The following is a 23,355-nucleotide window of genomic DNA, read 5'->3' as shown; positions in this document are numbered from 1 at the left end:
GGACGCTGGTGCGGTCGATGGTTCCGGCGCGGGGCAGGCCGAAACCCGCGAGGCCACCGGCGTCTCCTGGCGCCGTCCCCGGGGAACCCGCGACCGTGGCCGCTACCAGCCCGCGGTGGTGGCGACCGAGACGCGAGAGTGGTCTCCGAGCATGAGGCGGTGGGCCCTGGGCAGGGCGGCTGACGGCACGACCTCGACGTCTCGTCCGATCAGCGAGTCCTCGATGCGGCCGATGCCGCGAATCGTCGCCCGTTCAAGGACGATCGAGTACTCGATCTCGGTCCGCTCGATCGCGCACGAGTGGAAGATCGAGGTGAACGGCCCGACGTAGGTGTCCACCAGGGTGGTGCCGCGGCCGATGATGGCGGGCCCGCGCACGGTCGAGCGGACCAGCGAGGCGCCCTCCTCGACCACGACCCGGCCCACGATGGAGCTGTCCGCGTCGACGCTGCCGTGGATCGCCGGCTCGATCGACTCGAGCAGGTGGCGGTTGGTCTCGAGCATGTCCGTGAGGCGTCCGGTGTCCTTCCAGTAGCCCTCGACGAGATGGGAGGACACCTCGCGGTGTCCGTCCACCAGCCACTGGATGGCCTCGGTGATCTCCAGCTCGCCGCGGGCGGACGGCTTGATCGAGCGCACCGCCTCGTGGATCGCGGTGCCGAACATGTACACGCCGACGAGCGCGAGGTCGCTCGGCGGCACCAGCGGCTTCTCGACCAGCCGGATGATCCGTCCCTCGGCGCCGAGCTCCGCGACACCGAACGCGGACGGGTTGTCGACCTTGGTCAGCAGGATCAGCGCGTCCGGCGTGGTGCGACGGAACTCCTCGACCAGGCTGGCGATGCCGCCGATGATCAGGTTGTCGCCGAGGTACATGACGAACGGCTCGTCGGCGAGGTACTCCCGGGCGATCAGTACGGCGTGCGCGAGACCGAGCGGGGCCTCCTGTCGGATGTAGGTGACCCGCAGCTCGAACGCCGAGCCATCGCCGACCGCGGACTCGATCTCCGTGGCGGTCTCGCCGACGATGATGCCGACGTCGACGATGCCGGCGTCCCGGATCGCCTCCAGGCCGTAGAAGAGCACCGGCTTGTTCGCCACCGGTACGAGCTGCTTGGCGGAGGTATGGGTGATCGGCCGCAGACGGGTTCCTGAGCCACCGGCGAGGACGAGGGCCTTCATGATCCGGAACTCTATCGCGTGGACCGGAACGCATAGAAAGTTACACATGGTGTGTCATCAATCACGATGCGTGTCTCCCGTGGAACTGCGATGGGGATGCTGGTCATGTGCTTCGCTGGACCGTCCCTTGGCCGCCATCGGACGGGTGACGGGTAGGCGTAGCTCGGTACGGGTACGTTGAGTAATCGAAAGGATCGCCGCTGCACCGCAGATCGTGCCCGGCCACCTGGGAGGGGGACTCGGTGACCGACGCGCCGCCGCGACCACCAGATGGTCCGCCTGCTGAGCATCTGGTGGAGTCGGACGCGCCGCCCGCCCGGGAACATTCCCTCGCGCGCCGCCTGGCCCTGCTGCTGGCGGCAGCGATGTCGGCCATCGTGCTGGTGACCACCGTCGGAACCTGGACCGCATACCAGTACTTCGGGGCACAGATCCACCGCATCCGGCTCGGGCTCGGCGATGACCGGCCGGCCGACTCCGCCACCGGCAACCGCAACTACCTGCTGGTGGGGTCGGACAGCCGCGCCGGCACCGGCACCGAATACCAGCGCGGAGGCGCCGTCTCCGACGAGCGCTCCGACACCACCATGCTCGCCCATCTCGACGCGAACGGGACGACGACCATGGTCTCGTTCCCGCGTGACACCCTGGTGCGCGTACCGGGTCACGGCCGCGGCAAACTGAACTCGGCGATTACGCTGGGTGGCCCCAGCCTGCTGATCAGAACGCTGGAAAACCTAACGGACATCCGCATCGACCATTACGTCTCGATCGATCTGGCCGGCTTCAAGTCGATGACGGACGCGCTGGGCGGGGTCTCCGTCTGCGTGCGGGCGCTGCCGGACGGGTCGAGGGCGAACCTGTACGACCCGTGGTCGCAGTGGCGCGGCCACGTCGGCGACAACCGGCTCAGTGGCGAGCAGGCGCTCGCTTTCGTCCGCCAACGGCACGGCCTGCCGAACAACGACTTCGACCGGATCCGCCGTCAGCAGCAGTTCATCAGCGCCGTGTTCGCCCAGGCCACCTCCAGCGGGGTGCTCGCCAACCCGGTACGGCTCGAATCCCTGCTGAACGCCGCGACCAGGGCGCTCACCGTCGACGACGGCACCACCATCAACGACCTGCGGGGCCTCGCGACCCGGCTGCGTGGCCTGTCCGGTGACCAGATCCGGTTCGAGACCATTCCCGTGCACACGCCGACCACCGCCGAGGGTGCCAACGCCATCGGTGAACTGCCCCGCTTCGGCGCCGTCCAGCTCTACGATCCGCTCACCCTGGAGAAGTTCCTCGCCCCTCTGCGCGGCCGCCCCGGCCGTGCCGGCACACCCGCGAGCGCGAGCCCCGTGACGGGGTCGCGCCCCGCCACCGGTTCGGGCTCGGGTTCGGGCTCGGGCTCGGATGCCAGGGCGGACCCGGGCTCGTCGTCAACGGTGCCGGTCGGTCAGGTCAGCGTGGACGTCTACAACGCCGCCGGGGTGTCGGGCCTCGCGGCCAGGACGTCATCCCGGTTGCATCACGCGGGTTTCCAGGTGCGTTCGGCCCAGGCCTGGCCACACGGTCGGCTGACGGCTACGCAGGTCCGCTACCACCCGGGCGACGCCAGCCGCTCCGGCGGCCAGGCCGCGGCCGAGACGGTGCGGGCCGCTGTTCCGGGAAGCCAGGCACGCCCGGATCCGGACGTCCCGGTGGGACGAGTCAGCCTCGTTGTCGGCAGCGCCTTCGATCCCGACATGATCACTGCTCCCCGCGCCGGCTCCACACCGGCGGGACCGGCCGGTACCGGTACCGGCCCGACGGCCACCCTGCGCCCCAGCGCCTCCGGCGCGTCCAGCGGATCCGCTGCGACGGAGAACGGCGGGCAGCCGACCACCGCCAGCGCGCTGACGGCCGACTGCACCTACTGACCCGGGGCCACCGGGTCGCGCAGGGCCGGCTGGCTCGGTGCCAGCAGCCGCCAGCGAGGCCGCGGTGCCGGTGGCCGCGGTGCTGGTGGCCGCGGTGCCGGTGGAAGCACAAGGGGCGGCTGCGCCGAAGCGGTGGCGGCGTCTGCCAGACTCGGGCCCGTGCGCGTACTCGTGACCGGTGCTGCCGGACAACTCGGCGCCGACCTGTGCCGGCTGCTCGAAGCCCGAATGGCCGACCCCGCCTCTGCCGTGCGGGCCTATGCGGGCCTGCACCGGGCCGAGCTCGACATCTCGGATCCGGCCCGCGTGCGGGCGGTCCTGCGCGACCAGGCCCGTCCGGCGAAGGTGCAGGGTGGGCTGGTCGTCATCAACACCGCGGCCTGGACCGACGTCGACGGCGCGGAGGTGGACGAGTCGGCGGCCTACGCCGTCAACGCCACCGGCGCCGCGCATCTCGCCGCGGCGTGCGCCGACGTCGACGCCATCCTGGTCCAGGTCTCCACCGACTATGTCTTCGACGGGACGGCGGGCAAGCCGTACGAGGTCGACGACGAGACCGGTCCGGCCGGCGCCTATGGTCGGACCAAACTCGCCGGGGAGGACGCCGTCCGCACGCTGCTGCCGGCGTCCTCGTACGTCGTGCGCACTGCCTGGGTGTACGGCCAGACCGGCCGGAACTTCGTCAAGACCATCAGCCGGCTCGCCCGGGAACGGGGCGCGGTCTCGGTCGTGGACGACCAGACCGGTTCGCCGACCTGGTCCGCCGACCTCGCCGCCGGCCTGCTCGACCTCGTGGCCGCCGCACCCCCTCCGGGCATCTACCACTGCACCAACTCCGGCGAGACCACGTGGTTCGGTTTCGCTCGGGCGATCATGGCCGAGATTGGTCTCGACCCGCAGGTGGTCTCGCCGATCACCACGGCCGCCTTCCCGCGACCCGCAGCCCGCCCCGCCTACTCCGTGCTGTCCTCCCGCTCCTGGCTGGACGCCGGCCTCGCCCCGCTGCGCTCCTGGTCGGAGGCCCTGTCCGCGGCCTTCGCCACCGCCGGCACTGACCTGCGCGGCGACTGACCTGCGCGGCGACTGACCTGCGCGGCTGACCTCGGCGTCGAAGGCGGCCGTGCCACCGCCGCGCCACTTCCGCGGGGGCAAACCGAACAAAATGGACCCAGCGCCCCCGCGCAGGGGTCGGCGTGCCGCCACCACTACGGCCCGAGTCACGTTCCGTAACGGATCCCCCGGCGCCGGGTTGGTCCAAGATCCCAACAGGTCGTTGTGGGCGAGTTCGTGTCCGATTTGCCCCCCACGGGGACCTGTGTAGCCGGATCTTGCTCTGCCGCCCAGCGCGGACGGTAGCGATCCGCGAGGGAGGACACGGGCGCTGGTGATTGTCCCGCGCTGGCGGCGTGGACGCACCATGCGTGATCAGAAAGGGACCGATCCCTGCCCGGATGAGAGTCCCTGCGAGACTGGCCGGGATGGGCGGTGTCGAGAGTTCCCACGGTGCCATTGACGGCGCTGTCCGGGATGCTGGCGGCGGCTCGACGCCGACGGACATCCGCACGCCACAGGGAGCGGACGGCCATCGCGAGATCCGGGGTGACCGGGGGCCGGTGATCGGTGGCGGGCTGGTCGCCGAGACGCGTGTCAGCGGTGGTGCGGCAGCAGCCGGTGGCGGGCGGGTCGCCGAGACGCGTGCTAGCGGTGGTGAGGCGGTAGCCGGCGGTGGTGATGGCGGTGACGGTAGCGGCGGTGGTGACGGCGGTGGCGGTGGCGGTGGCGGCGGCGGTGAGGTGGTCCGGTCCGTTCAGCGGTCCGTTCGGCGGTTCGTGCGGCGGCACGCGGTGTTCGCGGTGCTTCTCGTCCTCGGTGGGCTCGCGCGAGTGTGCGTGCTGGTGGCCTACCCGCCGGCGTTGATGTACCTGGGTGACTCGGGCGCCTACCTGGATCAGGCGTGGCGGGATCTGTGGCCGGGGGACTGGCGGCCGTCGGGATATCCGATCTTCCTGCGGATGATCGACGGGCCGAGTCACATCACCCGGATCGTGGTCGTCCAGCATCTGCTGACGTTGCTGGTCGCCGTCCTGCTGTACGCGGCAGCGCTGCGGGCGGTGCGCCGGCCCTGGGCGGCGGCGCTGGCGGCGGCCCCGGCGGTGCTCGCGCCGTGGGTGCTGGATCTGGGGCAGTTCGTCCTGGCGGACAGCCTGTTCGGCGTGCTCGTCGGTGCGGGGGTCGCCATGCTGGCCCGGCCGGCGCGTCCTGGCGCCGCTGTCGCGGCGGGCGCTGGCCTGCTGCTCGGCGCGGCACTGTGCGTGCGAACGGTCGGTTATGGTCCGCTGCTGGTCGCGGTGGTCGCCCTGCTCGCCGGTGTCGCCCGACACGACGGTTCGGGCGAACCGGTGCCGGGAGTCGGCGCCTCGGGCGAGCGGATGCGTGCGCAGGGCGTCTCGGGTCGAGGATCGCTCCGGTCGCGGCGATGCCGCCCGGTCGCGCGCTGGTCCGGGCGGCCGCTGCTGGCGCGGATGGTGCCGGTGGTGGCGTTCGGGGTGGCGGCGGCGGCGCCGATCGGCGCGTACGCGGGGTGGAGCGCGGCCGAGGGACAGGGCTTCACCGTCTCGGCGCATTCGGGTTTCTTTCTGTATGGGCGGGTGGCGCCGTTCGCGGACTGTGCGGGGATCACCCGGGCGGACCTGCGTACCCTGTGCGATCCGCGGCCGGTGAGCGAGCGGGGCGCGCCGGTGCGCTATCTGTGGCCAGCCGCCTCGCCGCTGCGTCAGGGCAACCGGCGGATCCCGCCGGGCCGGGAGGATCTTGCCGCGACGTTCGCGCACGAGGTGGTGCGGGACCAGCCGTGGATGCTCGTGCGCTCGACACTTGGCTATCTCGTCGGCTATCTGGACCCGGCGCCCTATGAGACGGCCAAGACGTCCCGGGCAGACACCTGGGACCTGCCCACGACACGCACGAACGCGCTGCCCCCGGACGATCCACACGTCGATGACGGCTATTTCGTCGCCACCGACGTCCGCGGCCCCGCTGGTGCGCTGGCCGCCTGGTCACGGGTGTCCTCTCCCCTGATGCCGTTCGTGGGGCTGGGCCTGCTCGCGGGGCTCGCCGCGGCCGTACTCGCCGCGGTCCGCTGGTTCCGGAGTCGCGGGCCGGCGAACGCGACGGTGCCGGCTGACGCGACGGTGCCGGCCGATGCGAGGGGCCTTGCCGATGCGAGGGGGCCGGCTGATGCGACGGTGCCGGCGGTGAGCTGGGGGCGGTTGTTCTGGCTGGCGGGGGGCTCTGGGGTATCGACGTTGGTGTTGTCGGCGTTGACGTCCGGCTTCGACTACCGCTATCTCGGCGCCGTCATCGGGCCGATCGGACTGGCCGCCGTCGTCGGCGCGACCGCGCTGATCGACGAGACGCGCAGGCGCCACGCCACGCCACGCCCTGATCCTGGCCGACCAGCGGGGCTCGGTGACGTCCCCCACTCGGTAACGCGGTAGACAGACATACCGGCATATCGGCCACACTGGTCCAGCGAACAAAGAGGCACGACGGGAGCGGCAGGCGCAAGCGCACGCCGAACTCGCCGGACTCGGCGAACCGAGCGAACTCAGCGGGCAGAACAGCACAGCGAGCGCGCGACGGGTTGAGGAACACAACGGCATAGCGAGCACGACCGCGTGGCGAGACGCGGAGCGGGTGAGCGAGACGGGGGCGCACAGCGTGCCGATCGGGGGATCGGGGTGAGCGGGTTACGGGCTTCGACCATCGCGCCAGCGCGCGATCGGCCGGCCGGTGGGGTCGGCGCGCCGCGCGCCAGGACGGTACGGCGGTGGCTCGTGGTCGGGGTCAGCGGTGCCGCATTGCTGTTCGGCGCGCTGGGCCTGCTCGTCGCCGCGGTCATGCCGCCGTTCGCGAGCGCCGACGAGGCCCAGCACACGGCGTACGCGTTCGAGGTCTCGCACGGCCGGCTGCCCGAGCTCGACACGCCGGTGCGCTCATGGCTGCCGGGCATGCCCGGTCTGCCCGCCACCTGCGAGCTGAGTCCCGCGCAGGCCAGGGCCGCGGTCGCCGCACGGGCGCGGTCGTTGTGCGGAGTGCGGCTCGGGCATCCGCTCACCAGATTCGACCTCATCTACACCGCCAACCATCCGCCGTTGTTCTACCTGGTGGAGGGCGTTCCGCTGCGTGCCGGCGTCGCGCTGGGCCATCCGCACGCGGGGTTCCGCACGGCCCGGGTGCTCAACATCATGTTCGGGATGAGCCTGGTCGTCGCCACCGCGGCGCTGTGCCGGGCGCTGGTGCCGGGTCGTCCGGAGGTCACCGTGGGCGCGGCGGGCATCGTCGGGGTCGTCGGGATGGTCGTCTCGGTCTCCGGGCAGGTGTACAACGACACTCTCGCGACGGCCACGGTCACCGGCCTGCTCGCGGGCGTGGTCGCGCTGGCCCGCCGGGGCCCGCGACGGTGGACGCTCATCGGCCTGGCGCTCATCGGGCCGGCGGCGGCGGCGAGCCGGGCCAGCGGTGCCGTGGCACTGGTCGCCCTGCTGCCGATCATCGGGATCGGGGTGGCGCTGCACACGCCGGGCGGTTTGGGGCGCCGCGCCGTGCGGGGGCTCGCCGCGGCCACCGGGCTGCTGGCTCTCGTCAGCGCGGCGATCGGCTGGTTCTACCTGCGCAACATCCGGCTCTACGGTGATTTCGCCGCGTCCCGGCGGGTGGCCGCCATGTTCCCACTGGGCGGGCGGCATCCCACGGTCGAACAGGTGCTCGAGAACGGGCACCGGTGGCGGCTGGTGCTGCTCGGGCTGTTCGGGCGCCCGCGTCTGGTCACCGGGCAGGTCGAACGGATCGCGCTCATCGTCGCCGTCCTGACCATGGCCGGTCTCGCCGTGGCTGTGCTGCGCGTCGTGATCCTCTGGCTGGTCGGCCTCGTCGCTCGGGGCACCGCGGGTGCGGCGACCACGGCGGGAGCCGACGCCGACGCCGGCATCGACACGGGCATCGACACCGGCGCGGGGACGGGAGGCGGCGGGACGGCCCGTGGCAGGTCGGTGGGCCGGTGGGGCACGGTGGTGGCAGGGGTCGCGGTGGTGGGGCACTGTCTGATCGTGATCGCGGTGTTCGTGGCCTACGTGCGGGCCGGGGGCGCACCGTTCAGCCGCTACCTGCTGCCGATGGTGCCGGTCCTCGCGGTCCTCGTCGCGGCGGCTGTGTGGTCGTTGCCGCTGGGGCGACGCTTCGGGCTGCCAACCGTGGCGATCGTCGTGGGCCTGGCGGCGAGCACCGTGGTCCTGACCGGTCGGGAGCTCGCGTGGAAACGGCCCGCGCTCGCGTCCCTCGGGGTCTATGGGCGGCTGCGGGCCGGCTGGGCGCACACGGGGCCGGGCTGGCCGCCGCTCGGGCTCGGCGTCCTGACCGGATGCGCCGTGTGCGGACTCATCCTGTTCTGGCTCGCTCTCGGCTGCCTGGGCCACCACGCCGCGGTGAGTGCCGCGTCAGCCGGCCCTGTCTCAGTCGCCTCTGTCCCAGTCGGCCCTGTGCGCGCCGGCGCTGTCTTCGCCGGCCCTGTGTCAGCCGGTCTGGGCGACGCGCCGGTAGACCTCGGCGGTGCGCTCGGCGGTGCGCCGCCAGGTGAAGTCACGGGCATGGCGGCGGCCGGCCTCGGCATCGCCGGGGGAGGCGAGCAGGTCGAGGATGGCCGTGGCGAGATCGTCGGCGAAGCTGTCCCGGTCCGCCTGCCGGACCAGCCGGACGGGGCTGCCGAGGGTGGGCTCGGACGCGCCGAGCAGTCCGCCGATGACCTCCCGGACGGTGGGGATGTCGGCGGCGGCGACCGGGACGCCCGCCGCGAGGGCCTCCAGGGGCGGTAGGCCGAACCCCTCGTAGCGGGACGGGAAGCACAGCACACTCGCCCCGGCGACGGTCGCCCGCAGCCGGTCCGCGTCGAGATAGCCGGCGGTCACCACGCTGCCGGACGGCATCCCGGCGAGGTCGAGGACAGGCCCCCAGCCGGGCGGTCCGACGAGGACCAGCGGCGGCGCGTCGCGGTCGGCGGCGTGCAGCCGGCGGACGGCCTCCAGCAGCACCGGCAGGTTCTTGCGCGGCTCGACCGAGCCGACGAACAGCAGATACCGCTCGGGCAGCCCGTGTTCGCGCCGCCAGGCCGGATCGGGCGCCGAGGTGGCGAACCAGGCCTCGTCGACGCCCAGCGGGGTCGGGGTGACCAGCGCGGGATCGAGCCGGTAGGCGGCGATCACCTCGTCGGCGACGGCCTGGCTCGGTGTGAGTACCGCCGCGGCCCGGCGCAGCCCCCGGGGGACGAGCTCGGTGTACCGGGCGGATGCGGCGGTGACCGTGTCCGGGGTGCGCAGATAGGACAGGTCGTGCACGGTGAGCACGCCACGGGCGGCCCGCAGCGGTGGGAGGACGAAGTTCGTCCCGTGCACCACGTCGGCCGGGCCGGTGAGCCATTCGACCGCGGGGTGCTCGCCCCGGATCCAGCTCTCGTGCAGCAGCCGTGCTGGCGCCCGGCGGGCGGCCGGATGGACTCCCGGTGGAAGGCTGCCGGCGAGCTCGTCCAGCCCCCGCCAGGTGAACGCGGTCGCCGCCAGCTCCCAGTACGCCGCCGCCCCCGCGTCCCCGGACTGCCCGCGGGCCTCGGTGACCAGACGGGCTAGGCCGGCGAGCAGATGCTCGGTGTAACGACCGATCCCGGTGCGCCGTCCGAGCAGCGGAGTGCCATCCAGAACGATCCTCATCCGGCGTCCGGTCGGTCTGCCTGGTAGAGGCGGTGGCGACGGGCGATGTCACCCCACTGGGCGGCGAACGCCGCGTCGGAGAACGCCGCGGCCCGCTCGATCGCGGCGGCGGCGAGCCGGGAACGCAGGCCGTCCTCGGCGGCGAGGCGACGGGTGAACGAGGCGACCTGCTCGGGACCGGTCCACCGGTAGCCGTCGATGCCGTGCCGGACGATCTCCCGCTGTCCGGCCCGGTCGATGACCACGGGCACGCACCCGCCGGCCATCGCCTCGACCGTGGTCATCCCGAAATGTTCGGCTGTCCAGGGGCGGCGGCGGTCGTCCTCGCCGTATCCGGTGGCGGACCAGAACACCGAGCCGGTCGACAGCAGACGTTCCACCTGTGCCCGCGGCGCGTTCGGGTGCAGGTGCACCGGCAGCCCCTCGCCGGCGGCGCGGACCTGCTCCAGGTACGGGATCTGCGAGTCCTCACAGCCGCCGACGACGTGCATCGACCAACCGGGCAGCTCGCCGGCCCGGTACAGCTCGGCGAACCACCGCACCATCTCCAGCTGCCGTTTGGCGTGCCCGAGCCCCGGTGCGAAGAACCGCCCGACCGTGATGACCGTCTTCTCCCGCACCGGTGCGGGGTGCAGCCGGTCGACCTGGATCGGCGGGAACAGCACGTCGGCGTCTCGCTTCCACAGCCGGCTGATCCAGCCGCGGGTGAACTGCGAGTTCGCCATGATGACGTCGTAGTCGTCGAGGTAGGCGAGGTCCGCCGGGTCGCGCAGCAGCCAGGGGAAACGCAGCGGCAGCCGGGCGATCGGCCCTTCGCCGCCGTCGGTGACCCGCGGGCGGCTGACCGCGACCCCGAGCTCGCGCACGTCGGCGGCGCCGGGCGAGAACGCGTCGCTGACCAGGGTGAGTTCGGTGCCGTCGGCGGACGGGGGCAGTGGCACCTCGAACGGGGCGAAGCCCGGGCCGATCTCCAGCTTGGCCAGCACGTCTCCGGCGGCGTCGAGGACCCGCAGGGCGGTGCCGCCGGCGGCGCCTGGGCGGCCGATGTCGGCCCGCAGGGTCCGCTGCTCGCCCGGACTCACGGCGAGGATGGCGGACCCGTTCGTCCAGGTCCACTGGCGCCTTCGGCCGCCCTCGGGCGGGTACCAGCCGACGCCGAAGCTCACCGCCGGGCGCACGCCGCGCAGCAGCGGCCCGGCGGTGCGCACCGCGGCTTTGCGCCAGGGCGCCATGTCGTGGTCGAACGGTGTCGGGAAGAAGCACAGGTACGCCGAGCGGGCCGACTCCGGTTCGATCCGGCTCATGTATGAACCATTGACGAACAGGTCGTAGCCGGCGGACAGCGCGGCGATGGCCTGTTCGCCGCGGTCGGGCAGCCGCAGGTAGCGGCAGCCGCGTAGGTCCAGCCCGAGGTGGCTGCCGAGCGCGTCAAGGTTGACGTCCGAATGGCCGAGGATCTCGACGTCCGCGCCGTCGGCCGCCAGCACCTGGGCGATCATCCCGTTGTGCCGCTCGCCGCCGCCCATCGAGTGCCAGAACCGGTTGTAGACCGCGGCCCGGACTCCTCTGGCCGGCGCGGACGACGCCGTGGCCTCCTCGCCGCTCATCGGCGGACCAGCCAGCTCTGCAGGCTGCCACGGCGTTCCGTGGCGGTGGCACCGATCTCCTTGCGGGCCCGCAGCATCGCGGGCAGCAGGCGCAGATAGGAGGCGATCACTCGCAGGCGCAGCAGCGTCGGGCGGACCGCCGGGCGGCTGCGGGCGCGGCGCGCCTGGCGCAGCGTGCGCAGCGCGATCGACGCCGTCGTCGCCGGGTAGCGCAGCACCGCGGACAGCGCGAGCCGGGCGGTCGCGTCCTTGGTGAGCATCAGCAGCCGGTTACGGTCGGTGTGGAAGACGAACAGGGGCGACCACTCGACGCTCGACGCCGAGTGAACGTGCCGCAGGACGGCGCCCGGCACGTAGCGGATGGCGAAGCCACGGGCCCGGATCCGCCAGGACAGGTCGGTGTCCTCGTAGTAGAGGAAGAACGCGTCGTCGAACCAGCCGAGCTCGTGGCCGAGCGAGCCGCGGATCGCCATGCCGTTGCCGCAGGCGGTGAACACGTCCTCCGGCTGGTCGAACTGGCCGGTGTCGACCTGCTGGTAGCCGCGGTCGGCGCCGTAGCCGTCGGCGAGCACGATCCCGCCGACGTTGTTGATCACATCGAGGCGCGGGGCGTCCCCCCCGACGGTGACGGTGACGGTCGTCGACTCCGGGCCGACCGCGAGCTCCGCCTGGCCGCCGCCCGCCACGCCCACCGCCACGCCCCCCGCGGCGGCAGCAGCCTGGCCGGCGACAGCCGTCGCGGCATCAACACGGCCGGCGACAGCCGGTCCATCATCGACACGGCCGGCGACAGCCGGCCCATCCCAACTGAGGGTGACCTGCTTGCGGGACTCCGCCGCCCAGGTGAGACCGAGGGTGACCGGCCCGCCGTCGGGGATGGGCACGCACAGCTCACCGTCCCCGCGGGTCCAGAAGTACGGCGCTCCCGGCGGTCCCTCGGCGCCGTAGGTGAGTTTCTCCCAGAGGACCTCGCGCAGCACCTCCAGCCCGTCGACGGTCACCGAGGACACCCGCACGCCGAGCTCGCGGGAGTCGTGCGGGCCCGGGACGAACGTCGGGGTGTGCAGGCGCAGGCGCAGGAACCGGGGCAGGAACACGACCTTGCCGGTCGTCGCGCCCAGATGCTGGCCGCCAGGCTCGGTGAACGGCGCGAGCAGCGCGGACAGCCAGGTCGGCTCGGGGATCGCGTCGTTGTTCACCAGCACCGCGTACTCGGTGGTGACCTGACGCAACGCCAGGTTGTTGCCGCCGGCGAAGCCACGGTTGCGGTCCGAGGCGACGACCCGTACCCAGGGGTAGCGCTCGGCGAGCAGGTCCCGGGAGCCGTCGGTGGAGGCATTGTCGACTACCCAGGTCTCGAAGGCGATGCCTGTCTCCTGTTTGGCGATGCCGTCGAGGCAGGCCGGCAGCAGATGCGCGCCGTTCCAGTTGACGATCACGATCGTCGCGAGCGGCTCCACCGGCCCGCCGGAGCCGGCGGGATCGTGCCTGGGCGTCTGGTCCGTCATCCGCGCAGCCTCGCCTCGTAGTCGACCTTGAGAAGTCCGCCGGCCTGGGTCCCGTTGACGCCGAACAGCTCCTCGAAGCGGCGGGTCGTCACCGGGGCGCCGGTGGCGGCGTCCGAGACGTGCACCTTCACGGCGAACGCCCCGAGCAGCTCGGGCAGGCGCGGCACGGCGAAGTCGACGACATGTCGACCGGGGCCGAGCCGGAACCCGCCGAGCGGGGTTTCCATCATCCAGATCGGGATCTCGTCCTGTCCGACGATGTAGGTGTGCAGGTACACATGTTCGGGAGCGGCGTCGGTGAGGTCGAGCTCGACACTGATGACGAGCTGGTCGCCGGGGTCGTACTGCACCGTGGTGGGCCCGCCGAGATGGTGGCTGAACGTCACGGAAGACGGCCGTACCGTCGCGTACTGCCAGTCGACCGGGCCGTCGGCGGGCAGGCTGCCAAGCTTCTGGCGCAGCAGCGTGGTGCCGACCGTCGGTGCTCCGTCGAAGATCAGGGAGCCGGACTCGAGGACGAGAACCCGGTCGCACATGTCCTCGATGAGGCCCAGCGAGTGCGTGACGAACAGGATCGTGCGGCCCTGCTCCCGGAACTCGGCGATCTTGGCCAGGCACTTGCGCTGGAACGCCTCGTCACCGACGGCGAGCACCTCGTCGACGAGCAGCACATCCGGGTCGACGTGGACCGCCACCGCGAAGCCGAGGCGCACGTACTGGCCGGACGAGTAGTGCTTCACATCGTCGTCGATCTTGTGCCGCAGCTCGGCGAAGTCGACGATGGAGTCGAAAAGTCGGTCGATCTCCCGTTTGGACAGGCCCAGCAGGGAGGCGTTGAGGTAGACGTTGTCCCGCCCGGACAGCTCGCCGTTGAAGCCGGCGCCGAGCTCGAGCAGGGACGCGATGCGGCCCTGCACCGACACGGTGCCGCTGGTCGGGCGCAGGATGCCGGCGAGCACCTTGAGCAGGGTGGACTTCCCGGAGCCGTTCGCGCCGGCGAGGCCGACGGTCTGCCCCCGGCCGATCGTCACGTCGATGTCCCGCAGTGCCCAGAAATCCTCGCCGGCCGGGCCGCCGCGCCGGACGAACCGTTCCTTCAGGCTGGTCGCGCGATTGCGGTAGGACACGAACCGCTTGCTGATCCCGGCGGCCTGGATCACCGCCGTCCCGTCGACTCCGACCCCGGTGGGACCGGCGGCCGCGCCGGTGCCCGCAGTGACGTCCGCGCCGTCGGCGACGTCCGCGCCGTCGGCGACGGGGGCACCGGGGCCGGTGCCCCCGGCAGGGCCGGTACCGGCGGGGGCGCTGGGCGCGGTGACCGAACTGAGCTCAGTGGCGGTGCCGGGACGGAGGACGGCGACGGGCGCGTCCAGACCGGCGGGCGCGTCCAGACCGGCTGGAGCGTCCAGACCGGCTGGAGCGTCCAGACCGGTGGGAGGGCCCACGTCGGGGAAACCGTCCGTGCCGGCACTCCCGGCACTCCCGGCGGTCGCGGAACGCCGGCCGGGCAGCGAGAACGCCGAACCGCGCTGGGGTGCGGACGAGTGTCGTGCCACTGCAACTCCTTGCTGGCCACCGGGCGCCGACCATCATGATCGCACCATCCCGGCCGGGGCTCGTCGCGGGGCACCGGCTCGGGCGGGGCGCATCGTCTCCGTCCGCCGGAGCGTCCGCCTACACGTGCGCTCGGGCTACCGATCCTCGACTAGAGGTCCTCGGCGAAGTCCGCCTGCATGGTGCGGAACACATACAGGCCGATCCACAGCAGGACCAGCGAGATCGCCCCGGCGACGGCGAGATGTTCCAGATAGAACTGGTAACCCACGTGGGCCGGGGGCACTGGTTTTCCGGCGGAGCCCGCGGGAGGAGGGCCGTAGATCGCCCGCTGGAACGCGATGGTCACGACTGCCATCGGGTTCAGCAGGTAGATCCAGGTCCATTCGTGCAGCTTTTCCTGGATCAAGCTGAAGGAGTAGACCATCGGATTGAGCCAGAACCAGGCGAGAAGTGCGACGTCGAGCAGGTGTGAGGTGTCGCGGTATCGCACGTTGAGTGCACTGACGAGCAGGGACAGGGCAACCGTGAAGACAAGTGCCACCGCCCCCGCCGGGACGAGCAGAAGCAGGTTTGGTCCGAGCAGATGATACCCGAGAACCAGGATCACCACGAACAGCACGAGCAGCTGGAGCAGGAAGTGCACGGCGGCGAAACCGACCGCGGACAGCGGCAGCACCGCCAGCGGGAAACGCACCTTCTTGACCAGGTTCGCATTTGCCACAACGGCGCCGCAGGCCGCGGAAACGCTGCCGGAGAATGCGTTCCAGACGAGCAGCCCGGACATGAGGTAGATGCCGAAGCGAGGAACACCGTTCTTCAGGACGATCTGGAAGACGAAGGTGTACACGACGAGCAGCAGCATGGGGTTCGCCAGCGACCAGGCGAACCCCAGCGTCGAACCCTTGTACTTGACCTTCAGGTCCTTGCGGACCAGGTTGCGCAACAGTTCCCAGCGCACCTTCGTCTGCGCACGGCTACGACGGGCCAGCCGGCTCGGGTCCGAGGCATGGCCCGGCCCACCCGGCGGGCCGGGCGGCGGGGACGCCACCACCCGGCCCGCGGCCGGCGCCGGGGCGTCAGCGAGATGTGACACGCCCTGTCCGCTCCTCACTTCACCCGACCCGCGCGCGGGTCGGCCACACGTGGACCGATCTGCCACCCTGACCGGCCCCCACTCGACACGACCGAGATCCGACAGTACCGAGAACCGCCGCAGGCATGGCCCGCGGTAGGACCACAACGTCGCCGACGCCCGGCTCGGCCGGCGTACCGCGGACCGGCGGGCGAGAAGTGATGGCGGAAGAGCAACCATTCGTGCACGATGAGGGGGCAACCCGTATCCAGCCGGGAACCTGACGTTACCGTGCCGGCGGCAGGGCCGTGATGCCGCCTGTCCGGGCCGTCATCACCCAGTCCGGTGGTCGGCGTGTGCAACGGGCTCCCTAGTATCGATGGCGTCCATCTGGCTTCGGCCGGCTGACGCCGCTGGGGAGTCCCCCGATGTGCGGTGCGCGGTCGGGGGCCACCCGGCGGAGGCGGCCGTCCCGAGGCCGCATGAAGGGGACGGCCGTGTTCACCGACGTCCGACTACGCGAAGTGTGGTCGCACCTGGAGTCGGGCGGGGCACAGGCCCTGACTCTCGATGTGTTCGACACCTTGTTGTGGCGCATGGTGCCCGAACCCACCCACGCGTTCGTGCTGCTCGGCCACCGGCTCGCCGACGCCGGGCACCTGCCCGCGAGCGTGTCGCCGGGCGAGTTCGCCCGGCTGCGGGTGCACGCCGAGCATGTGGCCCGTATGCACGCCCACGACACCCGCGGCACGTACGAGGTCCGCCTGGACGAGATCTGGAACCTGCTGCTGCCGGCACTTCCGGGAACGGCGGGGGCGCAGGACCTGCTCGACGCGGAGGTCGCGGTCGAGCGTGAGCTGTGCCGGGCGGACCTTGCCGTGGTCGAGCTCGCCGAGCTCGCGATGACCAAGCTCGGCCTGCCGGTGTACCTGCTGTCCGACACCTACTTCTCGGCCAGCCAGCTCGAGCGCCTGCTCAACCGCCCGGAGCTGGCCGGGGTGCAGTTCACCCGGATCTTCACCTCGTCGGACGCCGGGACGTCCAAGAGCGACGGGTTGTTCCGGCACATGCTGGCCGCCGCCAACCTTCAGCCCTCCCGGGTGGTCCATCTCGGCGACCATCCCGTCGCCGACGTCGAGGGCGCCCGCGAGCACGGGTTCGTCGCCATCCACTACCCGAAGTACGCCGGCTCCCTGCGCCAGACCCTCGAACTCGAGGGTCTGCGCGGTCAACCCGGGGATGACACCGCGATCGACCCCGTCGACGGGGACTTCGGCATGACCGCCCTGCGTGCCCGGGTCCTGCACCGCGCCGACGCCACGGCCGTCCCGGCCGGGCTGCGCCGGTACTGGGAAACCGGGGCGACCGTGTTCGGGCCGGTCTTCGCCGGTTTCGCCGAGTGGGCGGTGGAACGCGCCCGCGACTTCGGTGCCGACCACATCCACTGCCTGATGCGGGAGGGCGACTTCCTGTCCCGGCTGCTCGTCGACCCCGGCGAGGACATCGGGATCACCACGTCCACCGTGTGGGCGTCCCGGCAGGTGTGTGCCCTCGCGAACGTGTTCGAGGGCAGCCCGGATGAACTGAAGAGCTTCCTCGTCCGCCGACATGCCCCCAGCGTCGGGCAGCTGCTGCGTCAGCTCGGGGTGCGCCTCGAGAACGTCGCCGGCATCTCGGCGCTCGCCGACCGCCGCCTGGACGTGCCCGGCCTGCTCGATGACACGCTCGAGGCACTGTGCTCGGACGAGCGGATCCGCAGCGAGATCGTGCTCACCGCGACGAGGCTGCGCGAACGCTACGTGAGCTACCTCGACGGCCAGCTGCCCGAGTCGGGCCGGGTGGTCGTGCTCGATCTCGGCTGGGGCGGCACCATCCAGGCGCTGCTGACGAGGCTGCTCGCCTCCACCGGGCGGCGCCTGGACATCCTCGGCCTGTATCTCGCGACGAATCCGGCGGCGATGACCCACCGGCTCGCCGGGCTCGAGCTCGAGGGCTACCTGGCCTCCGGTGGCCAGCCGGAGATGCTGGCCGCCCAGCTCATGCGCAGCCCCGAGGTGCTCGAGCAGCTGTGCATGCCCGACGTCGGCTCTCTCGTCTCGTTCGACGAGATGAGCAACCCGGTGCTCAGCATCGACCGCACCTCGCGCACCCAGGTCGCCCAGCGGGCCGCCGTGCAGGACGGCATCCTGGCCTTCCAGCGGGAATGGCTGCGCTACCGCCGCTCCGAGACGCCGATGCCGTCACTGGCCGCCCCCGGGGCGCGCCGCGCCGGCCTGCGCATGCTGACCCGGTTCATCGCCCGGCCCACCGCCGCCGAGGCCGCCGCGTTCGGGTCGTGGGCGCACGATGACAACTTCGGTTCGGACACGACCGAGGGCCTGCTGCCGCCGGAACTGGTGCGGCGGATGCCCTATCTCACCCCGGCCGACGTCGAGCGGATCTCCATGCGGGAGCTGTACTGGCCGGCCGGCGTCGCCGGGGTCGCGAACCGGCCACTGGCCGTCGTCGCGGGCCTCGCGGCGGCCGCGGGCGTCCCGGCCGAGGAAGTCTCGCCGGAGGCCGCGGCCGGGCCCGTGGAGGTCTACGTCGATACCGGCGCGGACTTTGTCAATGGCCCGAAGGGGTCTGTCGTCACCCGTTCGGCCCGCGACGGCCTGTCGCTGGTGCGCCTGCACCTGGAGGCCGTGGGTGCCCGGCGGATCCGCATCGACCCTGCCGGCCGCCGAGGCCTGCTGCGTCTGGACTGGCTGACGCTGTCGTTCCACATCAACAACCGCAGCGAGCCGTACAAGGTGACCATCACCTCCCTGGACGACCCGGCGCAGCAGCTTGCCCTGGTCGGCCTGCGACTGCTGCAGCCGAATCTGGTGGAAATCGTCGGCGACGACCCACAGTTCGTCTACTCCATCGATTTGGTATCGCAGCCACAGCTGGCCGGGGTCTACGCTCTGGATGTCGAACTGGCCTTTGGCTGGATGGGCATCCGCGGCGATCCGCTGGCGCTGCCCGTGGCCGGCCCGGCCCGCGATGGGCTGCCGGTCCGGGCGGCCCGCAAGATCCGGCGCGAGCTGGGAGGACTGCGGTGATCGAACAGGCGGACCCCGTTCCCGACCCCCCTGGGTCCGGGCCGGTCGCCGGGACCGGCGGCCTGGAGGTGTCCGGGAATCCGACCCCAGCGGCGTCCGTCAGCCCGTCCGGACCGGTACGGGAGTCCGCGTGGTCCGAGTGGGCCATATGGTCCACCCAGGCGGAGGAGCGGGACGACCCGGGCCCGGAGGTTCCCGCGCGGGGGCCGTTCGAGGTGCGAGGCGGGACCGGCGTGGCGCGCCCGTCCGAGTCGCCAGCGCCTGTCCTCCCGGCCTGGAGGCCCCCCGACGATCCGGCCTGGGATCCCCTCAAAGACCCGCTCACCGGTCCGGTGGGCCGCTCGGCGGGCGCCCGCCCGTTCGCCCTCGCGGCCGCCTTCGGACACGCCGCGACACCGCCCGCGGACCCCCACGCCGATGACTCGCAGCCCATCGACGTGCCACCTGCCGTGACCGAGGCCCATGGCCCTCAGTCCGCTGCCTCCCAGCCTTCCGGCCCCCAGCCGGCGGACACGCCCGAGGGCTTTCAGCCCGTCGAACAGGGGACGGCCGGCAGCCAGCCCGACGGTATCGTCGAGATCAACCCTGCTGGGGTGGCTGCCCCTCGCGACGCCAGCGGCGAGGTCGAGCCGCAGGCGGTGGCAGCCGAGAACCCGGTGGATCCGGGCACGGTGCGGTTCAGCTTCGCCGAACTCGCGGCCGTGACCGAGCTCGCTGGGGCGAGAACGGCGGGGGCGGGCGCTGTGTCAGTCCGCGCCGGCGAGCACGCCCAGGAGGAGACCGAGGCGGCTGTGCCCACACTCGCCCCCTTGCTGTTGCACTCGCTGGCCGATCTGCGGGAGATCTGGGTGCCGCTGATCGAGGCGTCCGGAGCTCGCAGTATCGCCGAGATCGGCTCGGAAAGCGGTGTCACCACCTCGCTGCTCGTCGACCTGCTGCGCCGCGGCGGCGGTGGGCGGCTCGTCGTCGTCGACCCGGACCCCGGCGTGGAGCCGGCCTCGGGCGGGGGCCTGGACGTGCACGTCATACGCGGTTACAGCCCGCAGGCTCTGGACGACCACGCGCCCACCGACGCGTACCTGCTCGACGGCGATCACAACTACGCCACGGTGCGTGGCGAGCTGGCTGCTATCGCCGCGGCGGTCGTCCAGTTCGGCCGTTCCTATTTCCCGCTGGTGATCCTGCACGATGTCGGCTGGCCGGCCGGACGCCGTGACCAGTACTACGCGCCGGACCGGATCGCGCAGGACTACCGCCAGCCCCACTCGTGGGATGTCGGCGTCGAGATCGACAATCCCGGGGTGGTCCGCGGTGGTTTCCGCGGCATGGGCGCGTTTGCCTGGGCGCTGACCGAGGGCGGGGCGCGTAACGGGGTGCGGACGGCCATCGAGGATTTCGTCGCCGAGCACCCTGACCTGAGGTTCTTCACGGTCGCACCGATCTTCGGACTCGGCGTCGTGGTCGACCGGCGCGCTCCCTGGGCTCGCCGCGTGGCCGATCTGCTCACCCCCTGGGTGTCCAATCCGCTGCTGTCCCGGCTCGAACGCAACCGCATCGACCTCTACCTGCAGGTACTGCGGCTACAGGACACCGCGGCCACCGTCGCCCGGGCCCGGCAGCGGGAGTGGTCCCGCCTCGACGAGGAACGCAGCCGGCTGGCCGCGGCCGAGCTCGACCACCTGGCCCGCATCGCCGAGCTGGAGCATGAGCTCGCCGAGTCGCGTCGGCAGGCGACCGCGCCCGGTGCCGAGGGCGGCCCCGGACCTTCGGGTGCCGGTCCGCTGGCGGACGGGTCCCGCCTGGCCCAGGTCGCGCGGATCGCGGGTACGGCGCTGCGGTCCCGGCTCAGCCCGGCCGGCCAGGACCGCCTCGACCGGGTCCAGGCCCGGGTCGCTGACGTCACGGTTCCGGCTCGGACGAACCTGCCTGTCCTGCGAGGCCGCCCCGGCTCTCCCAGCCGCTGAGCGATCCTGCGGCGGGGTCTGGTCAGCAGACGGGCTGGTAGGGAACGTCCGAGATGTAACGTCGCCACTCGGTCTCGGTGATCTGGCGGGACGGGTCGGCGCAGGCCGCGGCGATCAGGCTGGCGTCGTCGATTCGGCTGATGCGCACGGTGTAGTCGTCGCTTCCCGTCGCGATGCTCTTGCCGTCAGGTGTCCAGGCGAGGGCCTGGATCCAGTCGCCGTGGCCGCCGATCGTGCCGACGGCGGCCGGTCGCCCGGAGCCGGTGACGTCCCACAGGTGCACGGTCGTGTCCCAGCCGGCGGTCGCCAGGGTGCGGCCGTCGGGGCTGAAGGCGACGTCGAAGACCCATTTCTGGTCCGCCGGGAACGAGGTGACCGCCTCGGGCCGGGACGGGGTCGACACGTCCCAGAGACGAGCGGTGCCGTCGTAGCCGCCGGTGGCCAGGAGCCTGCCGTCGGGGCTGAACGCCACCGCCCACACGTAGTCCGTGTGCGCGGTGATCGTGGCCAGCGACCGGGGGTGGCGCGGATCGGCGATGTCCCAGATGCGGGCGGTGCGGTCGGCACTGGCGGTGGCCAGCAGCCGCCCGTTCGGGCTGAAGGCGACCTCGTTCACCCAGCTGGTGTGGCGGTCCAGCACGGACAGCGCCTGTGGATGGCGTGGATCGGTGACGTCCCACAGCCGTGCGGTGTTGTCGTAGCCACTGGTCGCGAGGATCTTTCCGTCCGGGCTGAACGCGGCGTCCAGCACCCAGCCGTCATGCCCGAGGATGGTGGACAGCTCGACGGGGTGCCGTGGATCGCTGATGTCCCACAGGATCGCGCTGCGGTCGTAGCTGACAGTGGCCAGGATCTTGCCATTGGGGCTGAACGCCGCGTCCAGTGTCCAGGACCGGTGCCGGTTCAGGGTGGCCAGGCGAACCGGATGGGCCCGGTCGGCGATGTCATAGAGCTGGACGAGATTGTCGGCGCCGGCCGAGGCGAGCATCTCTCCGTCCGGGCTGATGCTCATGCCCAGGACGGAGGCGGTGTGCCCGCGCAGCACGGTCGCGGTCGAGGCGGCGAACGAGGTGCGCAGGGCCGCGCGGGCCTCGGCATCCGGGTCGATCCGGTAGGCGGCCAGGGAGAGCCGGGCAGCAAGGTCGGTATCGGAGGTGCGTACCGCCTCCGCCGCCAGTGCCACGCGCTCGGCGATCTCCTCGCGGCTTGGCCGGTCAGCGCCGCCGGAGGTCAGGGCCAGCGGCACCAACGCGGTGATCAGGGCGACGGCGAGCAGCGGGGCGGCGAGCAACGCGACCCGCCGCCGACTCCACCGCCGTCGCGTCCTGGTCGCCGGTTGCGCCGCGCCGCCGGTTCCGCTGCTCGTGACCGTGTCCACCGGGTCGGCTGGTTCGAGCGGCATGCCACCCGGACCGAGCCGCGGGCCGCCCGGATCAGCGGACGTTCGCTCGTGCCCGGCGGCGTCGGGCATCCGCTGCGGGGGCGCCGCCAGGGATGTCGTGGAATGGATGACCCTGGTCACATCGGGGTCGGGATGCGTCGGCGGCCCCATGCCCACCAGGCGCAGGAACAGGTCCCGGGCGGTCGGCCGGGCGGCCGGGTCCTTGCGCATCGCCTCTTCGACGATGGGACGCAGGTTCGGGTCCAGGCCGTCGAGCAGTGGTTCGCGGTGGACGACCCGGTAGAGCTGCACCGGTGTCGGCCCGTCACCGAACGGGAACGACCCGGTCCCCGCGTAGGTGATGAGCCCGCCCCAGGCGAAGACGTCCGCTGCGGCGGACACCGGCTCACCGTTGGCCTGCTCGGGCGCCATGAACGCCGGGGTACCGATCCGCTGGATCTCCTGGCTGAGCATCGTCGGCGCGTCCATCGCCCGCGCGATCCCGAAGTCGATCACCCGCGGGCCGAGGGAGGACAGCAGCACGTTCGAGGGCTTCAGGTCGCGGTGCACCATCCCGGCGCCGTGGATCGACGTCAGCGCCGCCGCGACACTGACCGCGAGCCGTTCCAGGTCAGCCGAGTGCAACGGTCCCTCGGCGGCCACGGTCTGCGCCAGGGTGAAACCATCGATGTACTCGGTGACGAGATACGGCAGGCCGCCCGGTGGGTCGACGACGTCAAGCACCTCGGCGGTGCAGAACCGGGCGACCCGGCGGGCGATGTCGGCCTCCCGGCGGAACCGGGCCCGGAACTCGGGCACGCGGGCGAGGTCCGGTCGGATGACCTTGACCGCGACGAGCCGGCCCGCGTAGCCGGCGACGTGCGCTCGGCCCCGGCCGAGAAAGACCGTTCCCATCCCGCCCTCGCCGAGTCGACCCAGCAGCTCCACCCGGTCCAGCTCGGTCGGATCGGCGGGCTCGAGCGGGCTCACCAGCTCCGTGGCCGCAGGCCCCGTCCGCCCGGTACCGCCGGCCGCCTGGTGGCCGCCCGTGCCCGGGCCGGACGTCGCCGGGCCGGCTGGCCGCTGCCTGCCCACCGGTGCGGCCTGCGGGGCGCCTGGCTCCGACGTCATGCGCGCGGGCGTGCCAGCGCCGACCGGTGCGGACCCTCCGGCTGCGGCGAGGCTCGCGCCCGGGCTGACGGGCCGGCCGGCGGACGGGACGGACGACCGAGACGGATCGGAGGGCGCGGACGTCGCACTGGTGGCGCCGGAGGAACGGAACCGTGCCGCCGGCGGTGGCCCCGGCAGCGGCACGGGGTCCGGCGCGGGATCGGGA

At 72.4% G+C, this 23,355-nt stretch carries 12 protein-coding genes; 5 read left to right on the top strand and 7 right to left on the bottom strand.

The window, feature by feature from the left end; genetic code table 11:
- Nucleotides 1-102 precede the first annotated feature (102 nt).
- Nucleotides 103-1,182 (bottom strand): glucose-1-phosphate thymidylyltransferase, encoded by a 1,080-nt coding sequence (locus MXD95_RS00225; RefSeq protein ID WP_250638434.1) that lies wholly within the window; start codon nucleotides 1,180-1,182, stop codon nucleotides 103-105.
- Between the two features lie 242 nt (nucleotides 1,183-1,424).
- Between MXD95_RS00225 and MXD95_RS00220 the strand changes: the two genes are divergently transcribed.
- From MXD95_RS00220 to MXD95_RS00210, 3 genes are all read left to right on the top strand, one after another.
- Nucleotides 1,425-3,086 carry an LCP family protein gene (locus MXD95_RS00220; protein ID WP_374121923.1) on the top strand — a complete coding sequence of 554 codons (1,662 nt, stop codon included), beginning with the start codon at nucleotides 1,425-1,427 and terminating at the stop codon, nucleotides 3,084-3,086.
- A 159-nt stretch (nucleotides 3,087-3,245) separates the two neighbouring features.
- Nucleotides 3,246-4,157: a dTDP-4-dehydrorhamnose reductase gene (rfbD, locus tag MXD95_RS00215; RefSeq protein WP_250638433.1), complete on the top strand. Its 912-nt coding sequence runs from the start codon at nucleotides 3,246-3,248 to the stop codon at nucleotides 4,155-4,157.
- Between the two features lie 407 nt (nucleotides 4,158-4,564).
- Nucleotides 4,565-6,583 (top strand): hypothetical protein, encoded by a 2,019-nt coding sequence (locus MXD95_RS00210; protein WP_250638432.1) that lies wholly within the window; start codon nucleotides 4,565-4,567, stop codon nucleotides 6,581-6,583.
- A gap of 2,073 nt (nucleotides 6,584-8,656) precedes the next feature.
- Here MXD95_RS00210 and MXD95_RS00205 read toward each other — a convergent pair.
- From MXD95_RS00205 to MXD95_RS00185, 5 genes are all read right to left on the bottom strand, one after another.
- Entirely contained in the window at nucleotides 8,657-9,844 is a 1,188-nt protein-coding gene (locus MXD95_RS00205) for a glycosyltransferase family 4 protein (RefSeq protein ID WP_250638431.1), read from the bottom strand.
- Complete coding sequence (locus MXD95_RS00200) at nucleotides 9,841-11,451, bottom strand: glycosyltransferase (protein ID WP_250638430.1); 1,611 nt, start codon at nucleotides 11,449-11,451, stop codon at nucleotides 9,841-9,843. Before MXD95_RS00200 ends, MXD95_RS00205 begins: the two co-directional genes overlap by 4 nt.
- A complete protein-coding gene (locus MXD95_RS00195) occupies nucleotides 11,448-12,959 on the bottom strand; it encodes a glycosyltransferase (protein ID WP_250638429.1) in 1,512 nt (503 codons plus the stop codon). Before MXD95_RS00195 ends, MXD95_RS00200 begins: the two co-directional genes overlap by 4 nt.
- Nucleotides 12,956-14,515, bottom strand: coding sequence for an ABC transporter ATP-binding protein (locus tag MXD95_RS00190; RefSeq protein ID WP_250638428.1), 1,560 nt, complete (start codon nucleotides 14,513-14,515; stop codon nucleotides 12,956-12,958). Before MXD95_RS00190 ends, MXD95_RS00195 begins: the two co-directional genes overlap by 4 nt.
- 149 nt (nucleotides 14,516-14,664) lie before the next feature.
- Nucleotides 14,665-15,609 (bottom strand): ABC transporter permease, encoded by a 945-nt coding sequence (locus MXD95_RS00185; protein WP_374121922.1) that lies wholly within the window; start codon nucleotides 15,607-15,609, stop codon nucleotides 14,665-14,667.
- Nucleotides 15,610-16,085: 476 nt separating this feature from the next.
- On the opposite strand from MXD95_RS00185, the gene MXD95_RS00180 reads away from it, so the two are divergent.
- Nucleotides 16,086-18,674, top strand: coding sequence for an HAD family hydrolase (locus tag MXD95_RS00180; protein ID WP_250638427.1), 2,589 nt, complete (start codon nucleotides 16,086-16,088; stop codon nucleotides 18,672-18,674).
- Nucleotides 18,671-20,638, top strand: coding sequence for a class I SAM-dependent methyltransferase (locus tag MXD95_RS00175; protein ID WP_250638426.1), 1,968 nt, complete (start codon nucleotides 18,671-18,673; stop codon nucleotides 20,636-20,638). The genes MXD95_RS00180 and MXD95_RS00175 overlap by 4 nt, the downstream gene beginning before the upstream one ends.
- A 22-nt stretch (nucleotides 20,639-20,660) precedes the next feature.
- Here the strand turns inward: MXD95_RS00175 and MXD95_RS00170 are convergent, their stop codons facing one another.
- Nucleotides 20,661-23,150 (bottom strand): WD40 repeat domain-containing serine/threonine protein kinase, encoded by a 2,490-nt coding sequence (locus tag MXD95_RS00170; RefSeq protein ID WP_250638425.1) that lies wholly within the window; start codon nucleotides 23,148-23,150, stop codon nucleotides 20,661-20,663.
- Nucleotides 23,151-23,355: the final 205 nt, after the last annotated feature.

The sequence above is a fragment of the Frankia sp. AiPa1 genome (assembly GCF_023243075.1).
Taxonomy (GTDB): Bacteria; Actinomycetota; Actinomycetes; order Frankiales; family Frankiaceae; genus Frankia.
The sequence above is the reverse complement of the archived record's forward strand: the minus strand, read 5'-3'. Positions and strand labels throughout refer to the sequence as shown.